Source organism: Streptomyces sp. NPDC003035, from assembly GCF_042888285.1.
Classification (GTDB): domain Bacteria; phylum Actinomycetota; class Actinomycetes; order Streptomycetales; family Streptomycetaceae; genus Streptomyces.
Genome location: NZ_JBIAPJ010000001.1, coordinates 695653 through 712736 on the forward strand (window position 1 = coordinate 695653; position 17084 = coordinate 712736).

General features: G+C 71.4%; 13 protein-coding genes. 12 read left to right on the top strand and 1 reads right to left on the bottom strand.

Features of this window, described 5'->3' with window-relative positions:
• The first annotated feature begins 7 nt into the window (after positions 1-7).
• The 12 genes from ACFYV5_RS03115 to ACFYV5_RS03170 all read left to right on the top strand — a co-directional run bounded on the left by ACFYV5_RS03115 (position 8) and on the right by ACFYV5_RS03170 (position 15629).
• Entirely contained in the window at positions 8-1045 is a 1038-nt protein-coding gene (locus tag ACFYV5_RS03115) for a substrate-binding domain-containing protein (RefSeq protein WP_355116002.1), read from the top strand.
• 47 nt (positions 1046-1092) lie between these two features.
• On the top strand, positions 1093-2322 hold the full coding sequence (locus ACFYV5_RS03120; protein ID WP_389163645.1) for a Gfo/Idh/MocA family protein: 1230 nt from the start codon (positions 1093-1095) through the stop codon (positions 2320-2322).
• Between the two features lie 12 nt (positions 2323-2334).
• Entirely contained in the window at positions 2335-3339 is a 1005-nt protein-coding gene (locus tag ACFYV5_RS03125; RefSeq protein ID WP_355115998.1) for a sugar phosphate isomerase/epimerase family protein, read from the top strand.
• A gap of 301 nt (positions 3340-3640) precedes the next feature.
• Positions 3641-7333 (top strand): ThuA domain-containing protein, encoded by a 3693-nt coding sequence (locus ACFYV5_RS03130; protein ID WP_389163649.1) that lies wholly within the window; start codon positions 3641-3643, stop codon positions 7331-7333.
• A gap of 170 nt (positions 7334-7503) precedes the next feature.
• The gene (locus ACFYV5_RS03135) at positions 7504-8583 is read left to right on the top strand and encodes an inositol-3-phosphate synthase (RefSeq protein WP_389165038.1); all 1080 of its coding nucleotides are present in this window, start codon (positions 7504-7506) and stop codon (positions 8581-8583) included.
• Positions 8580-9638, top strand: coding sequence for an SCO3242 family prenyltransferase (locus ACFYV5_RS03140; RefSeq protein WP_389163652.1), 1059 nt, complete (start codon positions 8580-8582; stop codon positions 9636-9638). The genes ACFYV5_RS03135 and ACFYV5_RS03140 overlap by 4 nt, the downstream gene beginning before the upstream one ends.
• The gene (locus tag ACFYV5_RS03145; protein ID WP_389163655.1) at positions 9635-10525 is read left to right on the top strand and encodes a sugar phosphate isomerase/epimerase family protein; all 891 of its coding nucleotides are present in this window, start codon (positions 9635-9637) and stop codon (positions 10523-10525) included. Before ACFYV5_RS03140 ends, ACFYV5_RS03145 begins: the two co-directional genes overlap by 4 nt.
• On the top strand, positions 10519-11076 hold the full coding sequence (locus ACFYV5_RS03150) for an EboA domain-containing protein (RefSeq protein WP_389163658.1): 558 nt from the start codon (positions 10519-10521) through the stop codon (positions 11074-11076). The genes ACFYV5_RS03145 and ACFYV5_RS03150 overlap by 7 nt, the downstream gene beginning before the upstream one ends.
• Positions 11076-11924: a TatD family hydrolase gene (locus tag ACFYV5_RS03155; protein WP_355115987.1), complete on the top strand. Its 849-nt coding sequence runs from the start codon at positions 11076-11078 to the stop codon at positions 11922-11924. The genes ACFYV5_RS03150 and ACFYV5_RS03155 overlap by 1 nt, the downstream gene beginning before the upstream one ends.
• A 12-nt stretch (positions 11925-11936) precedes the next feature.
• A complete protein-coding gene (gene eboE, locus ACFYV5_RS03160; RefSeq protein WP_389163662.1) occupies positions 11937-13106 on the top strand; it encodes a metabolite traffic protein EboE in 1170 nt (389 codons plus the stop codon).
• Positions 13103-14500, top strand: a complete 1398-nt coding sequence (locus ACFYV5_RS03165) for an alkaline phosphatase family protein (RefSeq protein WP_389163664.1) — start codon at positions 13103-13105, stop codon at positions 14498-14500. The genes eboE and ACFYV5_RS03165 overlap by 4 nt, the downstream gene beginning before the upstream one ends.
• A 49-nt stretch (positions 14501-14549) precedes the next feature.
• Positions 14550-15629 carry a sugar phosphate isomerase/epimerase family protein gene (locus tag ACFYV5_RS03170; RefSeq protein WP_389163666.1) on the top strand — a complete coding sequence of 360 codons (1080 nt, stop codon included), beginning with the start codon at positions 14550-14552 and terminating at the stop codon, positions 15627-15629.
• Between the two features lie 18 nt (positions 15630-15647).
• On the opposite strand, the gene ACFYV5_RS03175 is transcribed toward ACFYV5_RS03170, so the two are convergent.
• The gene (locus ACFYV5_RS03175) at positions 15648-17033 is read right to left on the bottom strand and encodes an OFA family MFS transporter (RefSeq protein WP_389163669.1); all 1386 of its coding nucleotides are present in this window, start codon (positions 17031-17033) and stop codon (positions 15648-15650) included.
• Between the last annotated feature and the right edge of the window lie 51 nt (positions 17034-17084).

A 17084-nucleotide genomic window follows, 5' to 3' on the forward strand; every position in this document is an offset into this window, starting at 1 on the left:
CATCGCCATGCCACAAACCAGCCGCAGAGGCCTCCTGTTCGGCACCGCAGCGGTGTCCGCCGGAGCGCTGCTCACCGCCTGCACCAGCAACGAGCCCAAGAGCCAGGCTCCGGCCGCGAGCAACGTGCCGGCCGCCGACGACAAGCCCGGAACCCCCGTCACCATCGGCTTCGCCGGCCCCCAGGCCGACCACGGCTGGCTCAACGCCATCAACCAGAACGCCAAGAACCGGGCGAAGACGTACTCCGACGTCACCCTGGAGATCACCGAGGGCTCCAACGACACCGCTGCGCAGATCGGCCAGATCCAGACCCTCATCAACAAGAAGGTCGACGTCCTGGTCATCCTGCCCGCCGACGGCAAGGCGCTCACCCAGGTGGGCCTGCAGGCCATGAAGGCCGGCATCCCCGTCATCAACCTGGACCGCGTCTTCGCCTCCCCGCAGGCCTACCGCTGCTGGATCGGCGGCGACAACTACGGCATGGGCCTCAACGCCGGCCGCTACATCGGCGAGCAGCTGAAGGACAAGCCCGGCGCCACGGTCATCGAGCTCGCCGGCCTGGACAACCTCGAACTGACCAAGCAGCGAACCCAGGGCTTCGACGACGCCCTGAAGAACTACCCCAACATCCGTAAGGTGGCCCGTCAGGCAGCGGACTTCACCGTCGAGTCGGGGCAGGCCAAAATGGCCCAACTCCTCCAGGCGCAACCAAAGTTCGACGCCCTGTGGAACCACGACGACGACCAGGGAGTGGGCGCCCTGCGCGCCATCGCCCAGGCCGGCCGCAAGGACTTCCTGATGGTCGGCGGCGCCGGAGCCAAGTCCGCCATGGACGCCATCAAGGCCGACGACAGCGTCCTCAAGGCCACCGTCCTCTACCCGCCGACCATGGCCGCCTCCGCCATCGACCTGGCCCGCGCCCTCGGCCAGAAGAAGGGCGTCGGCGGCATGGCGGAGCTGGAGATCCCGGCCTCCATCACCCTCTACTCGGCCGTCGTGACGAAGGAGAACGTCGACGAGTACCTGCCCACCGGCTTCAGCTGACCGGCCTCCGGCCGCCCCCACCGCGCAACCGACGAGGAGGAATCCGTATGGAACAGAGGGACAGCGAGGCCGGCGAGGCCACGCCGCCGACACTCGGCATCGGCATGGTCGGGTACGCGTTCATGGGCGCCGCCCACTCCCAGGGGTGGCGCACCGCCGGACGCGTCTTCGACCTGCCGATGCGGCCGGTCCTCGCCGCCGTCGCCGGCCGCGACGCGACCGCCGTCCGGGCCGCCGCCGCGCAGCACGGCTGGGCGGCGGCGGAGACCGACTGGCGTGCCCTCATCGCCCGCGACGACGTCCAGCTCGTGGACGTCTGCACCCCGGGCGACAGTCATGCGGAGATCGCCGTCGCCGCCCTGGAGGCCGGCAAGCACGTCCTGTGCGAGAAGCCGCTCGCCAACTCGGTCGCGGAGGCCGAGGCCATGGTGGTCGCCGCGGCGGCGGCGGCCGACCGCGGCCAGGTCGCCATGGTCGGCTTCAACTACCGGCGGGTGCCCGCGATCGCGTACGCCCGCCGGCTCGTCGCGGAGGGCAGGCTCGGCGCGCTCCGGCACGTACGGGTCACCTATCTGCAGGACTGGCTCGTCGACCCCGGCTTCCCGCTGACCTGGCGCCTGGAGCGCGAGCACGCCGGATCGGGGGCCCTCGGGGACCTCGGCGCGCACGCCGTCGACCTCGCCCAGTACCTGGCGGGGGAGCTCCTGGTCGGGGTCTCGGCGCTCACGGAGACCTTCGTACGGGAGCGGCCGCTGCTCGCCGGAGTGTCGGCCGGACTCTCCGGGTCCGCGGCGGGACTCTCCAGGTCCGCGGCGGGCGGGACGTACGGGGCGGTGACGGTGGACGACGCCGCGCTGTTCACCGGACGGCTCGCCTCCGGAGCGCTCGCCTCCTTCGAGGCGACGCGGATGGCCGCCGGCCGCAAGAACGCCCTGCGGCTGGAGATCAACGGAGAGAAGGGCTCGCTCGCCTTCGACCTGGAGCGGCTGAACGAACTCTCCTTCCACGACCACACCGAGCCGGCCGCCTCCGCCGGGTTCCGCCGCATCCTGGTGACCGAGCCGGACCACCCGTATCTGGAGGGCTGGTGGCCGCCCGGTCACGCGCTCGGCTACGAGCACACCTTCGTCCACCAGGCCCGCGACCTGGTCCTCGCCATCGCGACCGGATCCGGCCCCGCGCCGTCCTTCGCCGACGGGCTCCAGGTGCAGCGGGTGCTGGCCGCGGTGGAGGAGAGCGCGCAGAAGAACGCCGTCTACACCCCCGTACCGCTCTAGGAGGCCGTGATCGTGTCCCGTCCCTTCACCCTCTTCACCGGTCAGTGGGCCGACCTGCCGCTGGAGGAGGTCTGTCGCCTCGCCCGGGAGTTCGGCTACGACGGCCTCGAACTCGCCTGCTGGGGCGACCACTTCGAGGTCGACAAGGCGCTGGCGGATCCGTCGTACGTCGACGGCCGCCGCGCGCTCCTGGAGAAGTACGGCCTGAAGTGCTGGGCCGTCTCCAACCATCTGGTGGGCCAGGCCGTCTGCGACCACCCGATCGACGAACGCCATCAGGCGATCGTGCCGGCCCGGATCTGGGGGGACGGCGAACCCGAGGGCGTACGGGGTCGGGCAGCGCGCGAGCTGGCCGACACCGCGCGGGCCGCCGCCGCCCTGGGCGTCGACACCGTCATCGGCTTCACCGGCTCGTCGATCTGGCACCTGGTGGCCATGTTCCCGCCGGTGCCGGAACGGATGGTCGAGCGCGGCTTCGAGGACTTCGCGGAGCGCTGGAACCCGATCCTGGACGTCTTCGACGCCGAGGGTGTGCGCTTCGCCCACGAGGTCCATCCGAGCGAGATCGCGTACGACTACTGGACCACCCAGCGCGCGCTGGAGGCGGTGGACCACCGGCCGGCCTTCGGGCTCAACTTCGATCCGAGTCATTTCGTCTGGCAGGACCTGGACCCGGTCGGCTTCCTGTGGGACTTCCGTGACCGGATCTACCACGTGGACTGCAAGGAGGCCCGCAAGCGCCTCGACGGCCGCAACGGGCGGCTCGGTTCGCACCTGCCGTGGGGCGATCCGCGGCGCGGCTGGGACTTCGTCTCGGCCGGGCACGGTGACGTGCCCTGGGAGGACGTCTTCCGGATGCTCCGCTCGATCGGCTACGCCGGGCCGGTCTCGGTGGAGTGGGAGGACGCCGGGATGGACCGGCTGACCGGCGCTCCGGAAGCCCTCTCCCACCTGAAGCGGTTCGACTTCGACCCGCCGGCGGCTTCCTTCGACGCCGCCTTCGGTGGCGATCGGTAGCCCTCGGGGGTCCCCGTACGCAGGCCGGGGCCGGAGCTGAGGCCGGAGCTGAGGCCGAGGCCGGCGCCTGGTGGTGAACAACGCCACCAGGCCGGTCCGCCCTGCCCGCGAGCGGCTTTGTCCTCTCGCGGTGAAAAGTTCGACAGCACCGACGCACAAGGGCTTTCCGGCGCGGACGAACCCCGCTACGGTCCGAGAGAGCCTGATGTGTACATGACGTAATCATCGGATCCGACCAGCGTGACGGCGCACGCCGGTCCCCGGACACCCGCACACCCCGGCCCTACTCCGGAGGACATCCGTGCACAGACAACGACTCCGATTCAGGAAGTCACTCGCCCTGCTCACCGGCGGCCTGCTCGCCGTCACCTCTTTCGCACTCGGCACCCCGCAAGGCTTCGCCGCCGGCACGGACACCGCCGCGGCGGCCGCCGCCGAGGAGTTCCAGCAGGTCACGCTCGCCAAGGGCGGCGAAGAGGTCGGCGAGCCGATGTCGCTCGCCGTACTCCCCGACCGCAGCGTCCTGCACACCTCACGGAACGGCGAACTGCGCCGCACCGACGCCGCGGGCAACACCAAGGTCATCGGCACCATCCCCGTCTACTCGCACGACGAGGAGGGCCTGCAGGGCATCGGACTCGACCCGAACTTCGCCCAGAACAAAGCCCTTTACCTCTACTACGCCCCGCCGCTCGACACCCCGGCCGGGGACGCTCCCAACGACGGCACCGCCGCCGACTTCGCCCGCTACGACGGAGTCAACCGCCTCTCCCGCTTCACGCTGAAGGACGACGGCACCCTCGACAACGCCAGCGAGAAGAAGGTCATCGACATCCCCGCCACCCGCGGCATCTGCTGCCACGTCGGCGGTGACATCGACTTCGACGCCCAGGGCAACCTCTACCTGTCGACCGGCGACGACTCCAACCCCTTCGCCTCCGACGGCTACACCCCCATCGACGAACGCCCCGGCCGCAACCCGGCGTACGACGCCCGCCGGACCTCCGGCAACACCAACGACCTCCGCGGCAAGATCCTCCGTATCAAGGTCGCCGACGACGGCTCGTACACCGTCCCCGACGGCAATCTCTTCCCGCCCGGGACGGACAGGACCCGACCCGAGATCTACGCGATGGGCTTCCGCAACCCCTTCCGCTTCAGCGTCGACAAGGCCACCGGCGTGCTGTACGTCGGCGACTACGGCCCCGACGCCGGCGCCGCCGACCCCGCGCGCGGACCGGCCGGCCAGGTCGAGTTCGCCCGCGTCACCAAGCCGGGCAACTTCGGGTGGCCCTTCTGCACCGGCAACAACGAGCCGTACATCGACTACGACTTCGCCACCAAGGTCTCGGGCGCGGCCTTCGACTGCGGCGCGCTGAAGAACGACTCGCCGTACAACACCGGACTCGTCGACCTCCCGCCCGCCGAGCCCGCCTGGATCCCGTACAACGGCGGCTCCGTACCCGAGTTCGGCAGCGGATCCGAGTCCCCGATGGGCGGACCCGTCTACCGCTACGACGCCACCTCCACCTCACCGGTGAAGTTCCCGGAGTCGTACGACGGAGACTTCTTCGCCGGCGAGTTCGGCCGCCGCTGGATCAAGCGCATCGAGCACGGCGCCGACGGCGCGGTCCAGTCCATCAACCCCGTGCCGTGGACCGGCACCCAGGTCATGGACATGGCCTTCGGCCCGGACGGCGCGCTGTACGTCCTCGACTACGGCACCGCATGGTTCGGCGGCGACCACAACTCCGGGCTCTACCGCATCGAGAACGCCACCGGAGGACGCTCCCCGGTCGCCGAGGCGAGCGCCAACAAGACCTCCGGCGTCGCACCCCTGAGGGTCGCCTTCTCCTCCGCCGGAACCACCGACGCGGACGGCGACGCCCTCACGTACAGCTGGGACTTCGGTGACGGCGGCACCTCGACCGCCGCCAACCCCACGTACACGTACCGCAAGAACGGTACCTACACGGCGACCGTGACGGCGAAGGACGGCAGTGGCCGCACCGGCTCCGCCTCCGTGCACGTCGTCGTCGGCAACACCGCGCCCAAGGTCACCCTCGACCTGCCCGTCGAGGGAGCCCTCTTCACCTTCGGCGACGAGATCCCCTTCAAGGTGACGGTCACCGACCCGGAGGACGGCGCGATCGACTGCGCCAAGGTCAAGGTCACCTACATCCTCGGCCACGACAGCCACGGCCACCCGGTCACCTCCGCGAACGGCTGCACCGGCACCATCAAGACGTCCGCCGACGGCGGCCACGACGACGACGCCAACATCTTCGCCGTCTTCGACGCCGAGTACACCGACGGCGGAGGCGGCGGCCAGGCCGCTCTCACCACCCACGACCAGGCCAAGCTCCAGCCGCGCCACCGCCAGGCCGAACACTTCGACGCCCAGCACGGCATCCGGGTGTACGACAAGGCTCCGGCGAACGGCGGGCGGACCGTCGGCGACATCAACGACGGCGACTGGATCTCCCTCAAGCCCTACCACCTGAGCGGATCCACCAAGCTCACCGCCCGCGTCTCCTCCGGCGGCGCAGGCGGCTTCCTCGAAGTCCGCACCGGATCGCCCACCGGCACCCTCCACGGCTCGGCGCCCGTGCCCGTCACCGGTGGCTGGGAGACCTTCCAGGACATCGACGTACCCCTGCGCAACCTGCCCCGCAGGACCACCGAACTCTTCCTCGTCTTCAAGGGCGGCGCCGGCGCGCTCTACGACGTCGACGACTTCACGATCTCCGACACACCGGTGAACCGGACCGCCAAGCGGGTCCTCGTCTTCTCCCGCACCGCCGGCTTCCGGCACGACTCCATCGCCTCCGGCATCACCGCGCTCAAGGAACTCGGCGCCGGCAGTGACATCACCGTCGACGCCACCGAGGAACCACGCCAGTTCACCACCGACAACCTCGCCCGCTACGACGCCGTCGTCTTCCTCTCGACCACCGGCGACGTCCTCAACGCCGAACAGCAGACCGCCTTCGAGAACTACGTCTCCACCGGCGGCGGCTACATGGGCGTCCACGCCGCGGCCGACACCGAGTACGACTGGGAGTTCTACGGCGGACTCGTCGGCGCCCACTTCCACTCCCACCCGCAGATCCAGCCCGCGACCGTGCGGGTCGAGGACCACGACCACCCCGCCACCGCCCACATCGACGGCCCCTGGCAGCGCACCGACGAGTGGTACAACTACCGCACCAACCCCCGCGGTCAGGCCCGGATCCTCGCCACCCTCGACGAGACCACCTACCAGGGCGGCACCATGAACGGCGACCACCCCATCGCCTGGTGCAAGTCCTACGGCGGCGGCCGCTCCTTCTACACCGGCGGCGGTCACACCAAGGAGTCCTACGCCGAGCCGGCCTTCCGTCAGCACCTCCTCGGCGGACTGCGCTACGCCACCGGCCAGGTCACCGCCGACTGCCGGCCGCAGACGGGCTACCGCGACCTCTTCAACGGAGAGACCCGCGAGGGCTGGAAGCAGGCGGGACCGGGCGGCTTCGACGTCGTCGACGGCGAGCTGCGCTCGGTCGGCGGCATGGGGATGCTCTGGTACCAGGCCAAGGAGTTCTCCTCCTACTCCCTCAAGCTCGACTGGAAGACGGCCGGTGACGACAACTCCGGCATCTTCGTGGGCTTCCCCGCCTCCGACGACCCCTGGTCCGCCGTGAACAAGGGCTACGAGATCCAGATCGACGCCACCGACGCCCCCGACCGGACCACCGGAGCCGTCTACGGCTTCAAGTCGGCCGACCTCACGGCCCGCGACGCCGTGCTACGGCCTCCCGGCCAGTGGAACAGCTACGAGATCCGTGTCCAGGGCGAACGGCTCCAGGTGTTCCTCAACGGGGTGAAGATCAACGACTTCACCAACACCGATCCCGTACGGAGCCTGAAGGACGGCCACATCGGCATCCAGAACCACGGGGCCGACGACCAGGTGTCCTTCCGCAACATCCAGGTCAGGGAGCTCACCCCGTAGAGCTCCCCGCACAGCCGGCGGCGGGCGGGGAGGCGCCGTACCCCCCGCCCGCCGTCTCCACCACCGTCCAGGGAGGCAGGGTCGTGACCACAGGAACGCACACGGAAGCCGGATCGGCAGCCGGATCGCGTACGGGAGCGGGAGCCGGAACGCGTACGGGAGTCTGGCTCATCGGGGCCAGAGGCTCCGTCGCCACCACCGCGATCGCCGGCTGCGCCGCGACCACGGCGGGTCTGCACCCACCGACCGGCATGGTGACCGAGACCGGTCCCTTCACCGCCGCCGGGCTCCCACCCCTGTCGGCCCTCGTCTTCGGCGGACACGACACGGCGGCGTGTCCGCTGCCCAAACGGGCCGAGGAACTCACCGCCGCGGGCGTCCTCCCGCACGGCCTGGCCGCCGCCGTCGCGGCCGAACTGCACGCCGCGGACACGGAGATCCGCCCCGGCGGCCCGCTGCCGGGGGACCTCCGCGACGAGCAGGAAATGATCACCTCCTTCGCCACCGACATGACAGACTTCCGCCGACGGCTGGCGTTGAAACGAGTCATCGTCGTGAATGTGGCCTCGACGGAGCCGGCGCCGGGGGGCGCCGGGCTCCCGCCGAGCTCCCTCTACGCGGCCGCCGCACTGCGCGCCGGCTGCCCCTACGTCAACTTCACCCCCTCCACCGGGCTGCGTCACCCCGCCCTCACCGACACCGTCGCGGCGAGCGGCCTGCCCCACGCCGGCCGCGACGGCAAGACCGGCCAGACACTCCTGCGCTCCGTCCTGGCCCCGATGTTCCTCCAGCGCGCCCTGACCGTACGAGCCTGGTCCGGCACCAACCTCCTCGGCGGCGGTGACGGCGCCGCCCTCGCCGACCCGGCAGCGGCGGCGGCGAAGAACGCGGGCAAGGAACGGGTGCTCGCGGACGTCCTCGGCCGGGCCCCGGAAGGCGAGGTCCACATCGACGACGTGCCGGCCCTGGGGGAGTGGAAGACGGCCTGGGACCACATCGCCTTCGACGGCTTCCTCGGCTCCCGCATGACCCTCCAGACCACCTGGCAGGGCTGCGACTCGGCCCTCGCCGCCCCGCTGGTGCTCGACCTGGCCCGTCTGACGGCCCGCGCCCATGAGAAGGGCCTCACCGGCCCCCTGGAGGACCTGGCCTTCTACTTCAAGGACCCGGAGGGCGACGCCCCCGCGGCCCTCGCCGAACAGTACGCACGGCTGCTCGCGTTCGCGGCGCGGCTGGGGGAGGCGCGGTGACGCGGCATCTCGCTTCTTGGGCAGAGCTGCTGCGCGTCTCCGCACTGTTCACCGTGCCCGGGGACGCCCTGGCGGGCGCGGCGGCCGCGGGACTGCGACCGAACCGGTCCACCCTGCTGGCGATCGGCTCCTCCCTCTGCCTCTACGAAGCGGGCATGGCGCTCAACGACTGGGCCGACCGCGCCGAGGACGCCGTCGACCGCCCCCACCGCCCGATCCCCTCGGGCCGCATCACCCCTCGCGCCGCCCTGACCGCCTCGGCCGCCCTGACCGCCGCCGGCCTCGGCCTGGCCGCCCGCGCGGGCCGCCCGGCGCTCACGGTCGCCACCGCGCTCGCCGCGACCGTCTGGGCCTACGACCTCCACCTCAAGCACACCCCGGCCGGGCCCGCCACGATGGCTGCGGCCCGCGCCCTGGATCTCCTCCTCGGCACCGTCGCGACAACGACCTCCCCGGCCGCCCCCTCCCCCCGCCCACCCGCCCCGCTCCGCCCCGCCCCTCCGTCCCCCTCGGCCCACTCCACCGGGACACGGCCCCCCGGCGCGAGCCGAGGCAACCGCCCGATCGCGACGGCGCTTCACTCCGCCGCGCTCCTCGGCGCGCACACCTACGCGGTCACCTCCGTCTCGCGCCACGAGACCCAGGGCGGCTCGACACGAGCGCCCCTGCTGGCCCTCGCCACCACCCTGGCCCTGGCCGTCGGAGCATCCCGCCCCGTCGGGGCACCGCAGGCGGACGGCGTGAGGACGACCGGCTCGCCTCCGGACGCTCCGCCCCGCCGCGCCGGTGCACACACCCTCGCGGCCACAGCCGGCCCCCTCGTCACCGCGGCGCTCGCCGCCACCTACGCCCGCATCCCGGCCGCCCCCTACCTCCACGCGGCCCTCAACCCCTCACCTCCCCTCGTCCAGCGCTCCGTCGGCGCCGGCATCCGTGCGGTGATCCCCCTCCAGGCCACCCTGTCCGCCCGGGCCGGCGCCCCCGGCACCGCTCTCGCGGTCCTCTGCCTCGCCCCGCTCGCCCGCGCCCTCGCCCGGAAGGTGAGCCCCACATGACCTCCCGACCCGCCGCCCTCCGCCTCGGTTACGGCACCAACGGCCTCACCGACCTCCGCCTCGACGACGCGCTCGCCCTTCTCGCCGACCTCGGCTACGACGGCGTCGGACTCACCCTCGACCACATGCACCTCGACCCTCTCGCTCCCGACCTCCCCGCCCGAACCGTCCGGCTGGCCCGGCGCCTCGGATCGCTCGGCCTCGGGGTCACCGTCGAGACCGGCGCCCGCTATGTCCTCGACCCGCGCCGCAAGCACGGCCCCTCCCTCCTCGACCCGGACCCCGACGCCCGGGCCGTCCGCACCCGCCTCCTCCTCCGTGCCGTCCAGGTCGCCGCCGAACTCGGCGCCCACGCCGTCCACTGCTTCAGCGGCATCACCCCCGCGGCGACCCCCGAGCCGACCGCCTGGAAGCGCCTCGTCGCATCCCTCACCCCCGTCCTCGACGCCGCCGACGCTGCCGGCATCCCGCTCGCGATCGAACCCGAACCCGGTCACCTCCTCGCCACCCTCGACGACTTCCACACCCTGCGCGGCCTCCTCGGCGATCCGGACCCCCGCCTTCTCGGCCTCACCCTCGACATCGGCCACTGCCAGTGCCTGGAGCCCCTGCCCCCGGCCGACTGCGTCCGAGCCGCCGCCCCGTGGCTGCACCACGTCCAGATCGAGGACATGCGCCGCGGTGTCCACGAGCACCTCCCGTTCGGCGACGGGGAGATCGACTTCCCGCCCGTCCTCACGGCGCTCGCCGAACTCACCGCGGCCGGATACCCGGGCCTGACCGTCGTCGAACTGCCGCGCCACTCCCACGCGGGCCCCGAACTCGCCCGCTCCTCCCTCGCGTTCCTGCGTGAGCAGCCCACCCCACGGGAGGCCCCGGCATGCTGACCGACTCCGCCCGCGCCTGGCTCGACGAGGCCCTCGCCGCCGCCGCGGCCCACACCGCCCTCTGGGAACTGCGCTTCGCGTCCGCCGGCCGGCACTGCGGCGCCGAGCACGCCGACTCCGCCCGCGTGCTCCTCCTCGAGGCAGCGCGCGCCGACACGACCGTCCTCACCCGCCTCTACCAGCACGGCTCCGCCGCCGAACGCCGCGCCGTTCTCCTCTCCCTCCCCTCACTCGTCACAGGGCCGGAGGCCCTGCCCCTGGTCGAGGACGCACTGCGCACCCACGACACCACCCTGCTCTCCGCCGCCCTCGGCCCCTACGCCGCCTCCCATCTCGCCCCGCACACCTGGCGCCACGCCGTCCTCAAGTGCCTCTTCAGCGGCGTCCCCCTCGACGTCGTCGCCGGCCTGTCCCACCGCGCCCGGGGCGACGGTGAACTCGCCCGGATGCTCACCGACTACGCCGCCGAGCGCACCACTGCAGGCCGCCCCGTCCCCGCCGACCTCCACCGTGTCCTCGCCCTCGCCGCCACCCCCACGGAGGACTCCTGATGCGCATCTTCGACCCTCACATCCACATGTCCTCGCGCACCACCGACGACTACCGGGCGATGTACGACGCCGGGGTCCGCGCCCTGGTCGAGCCCTCCTTCTGGCTGGGCCAGCCCCGCACCTCACCCGCCTCCTTCTTCGACTACTTCGACTCCCTCCTCGGCTGGGAACCCTTCCGAGCCGCCCAGTACGGCATCGCCCACCACTGCACCCTCGCCCTCAACCCCAAGGAGGCGAACGACCCACGCTGCACCCCCGTTCTCGACGCCCTGCCCCGCTACCTCGTCAAGGACAACGTCGTCGCCGTCGGCGAGATCGGCTACGACTCCATGACCCCGGCCGAGGACACCGCCCTCGCCGCCCAGCTCCAGCTCGCCGCCGACCACGGCCTGCCCGCCCTCGTCCACACCCCGCACCGCGACAAGCTCGCCGGCTTGCGCCGCACCCTCGACGTCGTACGCGAATCGGCGCTCGCCCCCGACCGGGTCCTGCTCGACCATCTCAACGAGACCACCGTCAAGGAGGCCGCCGACAGCGGAGCGTGGCTCGGCTTCTCCATCTACCCCGACACCAAGATGGACGAGGACCGCATGGTCGCCGTGCTCAAGGACCACGGCACAGAGCGTGTACTGGTGAACTCGGCCGCCGACTGGGGCAAGAGCGATCCGCTCAAGACCCGCAAGGTCGGCGACGCCATGCTCGCCGCCGGATTCTCCGCCGACGAGGTTGACCAGGTGCTGTGGCGCAACCCTGTCGCCTTCTACGGCCTCAGCGGCCGCCTCCGACTCGACCTCCCTTCACCACCCCCGTCCCACCGGGGCAACTCCATCCTCCGCGGCGGGGAATGAGGCAGGCCGCCGATGCGCTTCCGCCACCCCGACGGCTCCACCGTCCACCTCGCCTACTGCACCAACGTCCACCCCGCCGAGACCCTTGAAGGAGTCCTCGCCCAGCTCCGCGACCACTGCGAACCCGTCCGCCGGCGCCTCGGCCGCGACCGGCTCGGCATCGGCCTCTGGCTCGCACGGGACGCCGCCCACTCCCTGATCACCGACCCGGCCTCCCTGCGCGCACTGCGCGCCGAGATCGACCGCCGTGGCCTCGAAGTCGTCACCCTCAACGGGTTCCCGTACGAGGGGTTCGGCGCCGAAGAGGTCAAGTACCGCGTCTACCAGCCGGACTGGACCCGCCCCGAGCGTCTCTCCCACACCACCGACCTGGCCCGGCTCCTCGCCGCCCTCCTCCCCGACGACATCACCGACGGCTCCGTCTCCACCCTGCCGATCGCCTGGCGCACCCCCTTCGACTCCCGCGCGGCGGACACCGCCCGCGCCGCCCTGACCACCCTCGCCCGACGCCTCGACGCCCTGGAGGAACTCACCGGCAAGTCCGTGCGCATCGGGCTGGAGCCGGAACCCGGCTGCACCGTCGAGACCACCGCCGACGCGATCGCCCCGCTCACCGCCCTCTCAAGCCCCCGCATCGGCGTATGCGTCGACACCTGTCATCTCGCCACCTCCTTCGAAGATCCGCACACCGCCCTGGACGCCCTCGCCTCCGCCGGCATCCCCGTCGTCAAGGCCCAGCTCTCGGCCGCCCTGCACGCCGAGCACCCCCACCTTCCCGAGGTCCGTGCCGCGCTGGCCGAGTTCGCCGAACCCCGCTTCCTCCACCAGACCCGCACACGGACCGCTGCGGGACTACGCGGCACCGACGACCTTCCCGAGGCCCTCGCGGGCCGTTCGCTCCCCGACGGCGCCCCCTGGCGCGCCCACTTCCACGTCCCCCTGCACGCGCCGCCCGCCCCTCCGCTCACCTCCACCCTCTCCGTGCTCCAGGACGCCCTCGGCCTCCTCGTCGGCGGCCCGCACCCCCGCACCCACCACCTGGAGGTAGAGACCTACACCTGGCAGGCGCTCCCGGCCGACCGACGCCCCCGCACCCGCGCCCGTCTCGCCGACGGCATCGCCGCCGAACTCACCCTGGCCCGCGACCTCCTGACCGACCTCGGCCTCAAGGAACTCCCATGACCAGCCCCCGGAGCGACACCGCACCCACCCCCCTTCTGGTCCTCGACGTCGTCGGTCTCACCCCCCGCCTCCTGGAGCACATGCCCCACCTCCGGGCCCTCGGCCTGGCCGGCTCGCAAGCGACCCTCTCCACCGTCCTGCCGGCCGTCACCTGCACCGCCCAGTCCACCTTCCTCACCGGCGCTCTCCCCTCCGAGCACGGCATCGTCGCCAACGGCTGGTACTTCCGCGAACTCGGCGATGTCCTCCTCTGGCGCCAGCACAACGGACTCGTGTCCGGCGACAAACTCTGGGACGCCGCCCGCCGCGCCCACCCCGGCTACACCGTCGCCAACATCTGCTGGTGGTACGCCATGGGCGCGGACACCGACATCACCATCACTCCCCGTCCCGTCTACTACGCCGACGGCCGCAAGGAACCCGACTGCTACACCCGGCCCGCGGCCCTCCACGACGAACTCACCGAAAAACTCGGCACCTTCCCCCTCTTCCACTTCTGGGGCCCGGGCGCGGACCTGGTCTCCAGCCGGTGGATCATCGACGCCACCCGCCACATCCTGCGCACCCGCCGCCCCGACCTCGCCCTCTGCTACGTCCCGCACCTCGACTACGACCTCCAGCGCTACGGCCCCGACGACCCACGGGCCTTCCGGGCCGCGGCCGAACTCGACACCGCCCTCGCCCCCCTCCTCGACGACGCTCGCGCCGAAGGGCGGACGGTCGTCGCCCTCTCCGAGTACGGCGTCACCCGCGTGAACCGACCCGTCGACATCAACCGTGCCCTGCGCCGGGCGGGCCTGCTGGAGGTCCACACCCAGGACGGCATGGAGTACCTGGACCCGATGACCTCCCGCGCCTTCGCGGTCGCCGACCACCAACTCGCCCACGTCTACGTCCGACGCCCCGAAGACCTGGACCTCGTCCGCGAGACCCTCCGCGGACTGCCCGGCATCGAGCGACTCCTCGACGACGAGGGCAAGAAGGAACACGGCCTCGACCACCCCCGCTCCGGGGAACTCGTCGCCCTCGCCGAACCCGACGCCTGGTTCACGTACTACTACTGGCTCGACGACGCGAACGCGCCCGACTTCGCCCAGCTCGTCGAGATCCATCGCAAGCCCGGCTACGACCCCGCCGAGCTGTTCATGGACCCGCAAGACCCGTACGTACGGATCAAGGCGGCGAAGGCGATCGCCCGCAAGAAACTCGGTATGCGCTACCGGCTGGCGGTGGTCCCTCTCGACCCCTCACCTATTCGCGGCAGCCATGGCCGCCTCCCCACGAGCGACGACGAAAGTCCGCTCATTCTGTGCTCCACCCCCCGCGCTGTAAGCGGCCGCGTCGCGGCCACCGATGTGAAGTCCCTCTTGCTCCAACTGGCCGGTCTTCACTGACCGAACTCCAGTGAAGCAGACCCGACCGACAACCAGGAGTTATCCACAGATGAGCCGCACCCGCCGTATCCACAACACCCCGACCGACCCCGAGCTCGCCCACAAGCTCAGCAGACGGAACATGCTCGGCGTCGCCGCCGGCGCCACCGCCGCGGCCCTCCTCGGCGCGACCGCCCCCACCGCGGCAGCAGCGGAAGCCGGAACCGGAACCGACGCCGCAGCCGCCGACCGGGGTCAGGGCCTCGGCCGCCCCGTCCTGCCTCCCGGCCGCCTCGGCATCCAGCTCTACTCCCTGCGCGACAAAGTGGCCACGCTCGGCTTCGCCACCGTCTTCGCCGAGCTGAAGAAGTACGGCTACGACGAGGTCGAGTTCGCCGGCTACGGCCAGGGCGCGGCCGGTCCCATCACCCTCGCCGAACTGAAGAAACTCACCCGCGACCACGGCCTGCGCGGCATCGGCAGCCACGTCGGCTACTACTCCTCCGACCCCACCGCGTACACCTTCGCCCAGAACCTCGACCGCGTCCTCGACGACGCACAGGCCCTCGGCCTCCCGCACATCGGCACCGCCTCCGGACCCTGGCGCTACGGCGCCACCGTCGACGGCTGGAAGCGCTGCGCCGAGGAGTTCAACCACTACGGCGCCGAGGCGAAGAAGCGCGGCATGAAGTTCTACCAGCACAACCACGCCGAGGAGTTCTCCTTCGCCACCGACCGCCCGGACGTCCGCCTCTACGACGTCCTGCTCGCCGAGACCGACCCGGAGCTGGTCCACCTCGAAATGGACATCTACTGGGCCTATGTCGCCCAGTTCCGCTTCTCCCGCCGCGCCGACGGCACCCCCGCCCCCTTCGACCCGCTGGACTACGTCCTCGCCCAGCCCCACCGCTTCCCGCTCTTCCACGTCAAGGACGGCGAACGCGACGACTCCGTCCGCGACGGCTACCGCATGGCGGACGTCGGGGACGGAGACATCGACTACCAGCGCTTCATCTCGGCGGTGAACCGCACCCACCACGGATACCGCTCCCACCACTGGCAGGCCGAGCGCGACAACCCGGTCGCATCGTTCGACTTCGCCCGCAAGTCCAGCGCGCACCTCCACTCCCTGCGCGAGAAGGACTGCTGACCGGACCGGACACCGCGCTCACACGTCCCGGCTGATCGGCCGCGGGTTCGCCGCCACCCGGCGGGCCCGTGGCCTCCCCGGCGGATGCAGGAACAGCGCCATGAACCCGGCGAGCAGCGAGATCGAACCGGCCAGAAGGAACGCGCCCGAGTAGTCCCAGGCCGAGACCACGACCGCGCCCATGCCCGAGCCGAGCAGCCCCGACACCAGCTTGGAGCTGTAGACCAGGCCGTAGTTGGAGGCGTTGTTGTTCTCCCCGAAGTAGTCGGCCGTCATCGCCGCGAACATGGGGAAGATCGCGCCGCCACCGAAGCCCGAGATGCTGGAGAACACCAGGAACAGCGGCAGATTGTGGATCGTGCCGGACCACAGGATTCCGTACTGCGCGAGTCCGAGGACGATGCAGACGAAGATCAGGCACTGCTTGCGGCCGTAGCGGTCGGAGAGCCAGCCGATCACGCCGCGCCCCGTGCCGTTCACGATCGCCTTCAACGACATCGCCGTCGCCACGATCCCGCCCGCGAAGCCCGCCTCGTCGCCGAACGGCACCTGGAAGGCGATACCGAAGATGTTGACGCCCGAGGTGCACAGCAGGCAGAACCACATCAGCCCGACCCGCCCCGTCCGCCAGGCCTCGATCGGCGTGTACTGCTTCACCGCCGGCGGGTTCTTCTCCAGCGCCCTGCGCGCCCGCGGGTCGTCCGGCTTCCGCAGCGGATCGACATGGGCCGGCCACCAATTCTTCGGCGGGTCCTGGAAGAAGTACCCGGCCACCGCCACCGTCGCCGCCAGGAAGACACCGACGGCCACCAGCACCCAGCGGAAGTTGGTCAGGTCCATGTAGCCGGTGAAGATGAAGACGAACGGCACGGATCCGTACGCGAAGCCGCCGTTGACGAAGCCCGTCTTCCCGCCCTTCCGCTCCGGATACCACTTGCCGACCATGTTGACGCAGGTCGCGTAGACCATGCCCGCGCCCATGCCGCTGAACATGCCGAACCCGATGTACGCGACGACCACATGGGGCGCGTAGGCGAGCGAGACATAGCCGAGCAGAGTGCCGACGGCACCCAGCATCATCGCCCAGCGGGCCGGCAGCTTCCCGCTCTCGCGCAGCTTGCCGGCCGGGAAGGCCACCGCGGCCTGGAAGAACACCCAGACCCCGAGCATCCAGAAGATGTGCCCGCTGCTCCAGCTGTGCGCGGTGTGCAGGGTCTCCTCGGCGGAGGCGAACGCGTACTCCGCCGAGCTGATGCCCATCATGCCCACCCAGGGCAGGATGACCATCCACTTGCGTGTGCGGCCCATCAGGTCGACGTCGGTCTCGCCGACCCGGTACGTGCGACCGTTGGCGTCCGTCACCTCCCTGTAAGGGAGGGAGGTGGTGATGTCGGTTGTCGTCATGGAGATCGAACCCCTCGCGTGGAAGAAGTCTGGCCAGCGCCCCCTGTCCGT

Bases quoted from the DNA above. Each gene is read 5' to 3' on its own strand.
- ACFYV5_RS03115 (WP_355116002.1), top strand. From the start codon at position 8: ATGCCACAAACCAGCCGCAGAGGCCTCCTGTTCGGCACCGCAGCGGTG.
- ACFYV5_RS03120 (WP_389163645.1), top strand. From the start codon at position 1,093: ATGGAACAGAGGGACAGCGAGGCCGGCGAGGCCACGCCGCCGACACTC.
- ACFYV5_RS03145 (WP_389163655.1), top strand. From the start codon at position 9,635: ATGACCTCCCGACCCGCCGCCCTCCGCCTCGGTTACGGCACCAACGGC.
- ACFYV5_RS03150 (WP_389163658.1), top strand. From the start codon at position 10,519: ATGCTGACCGACTCCGCCCGCGCCTGGCTCGACGAGGCCCTCGCCGCC.
- ACFYV5_RS03155 (WP_355115987.1), top strand. From the start codon at position 11,076: ATGCGCATCTTCGACCCTCACATCCACATGTCCTCGCGCACCACCGAC.
- eboE (WP_389163662.1), top strand. From the start codon at position 11,937: ATGCGCTTCCGCCACCCCGACGGCTCCACCGTCCACCTCGCCTACTGC.
- ACFYV5_RS03165 (WP_389163664.1), top strand. From the start codon at position 13,103: ATGACCAGCCCCCGGAGCGACACCGCACCCACCCCCCTTCTGGTCCTC.
- ACFYV5_RS03170 (WP_389163666.1), top strand. From the start codon at position 14,550: ATGAGCCGCACCCGCCGTATCCACAACACCCCGACCGACCCCGAGCTC.
- ACFYV5_RS03175 (WP_389163669.1), bottom strand. From the start codon at position 17,033: ATGACGACAACCGACATCACCACCTCCCTCCCTTACAGGGAGGTGACG.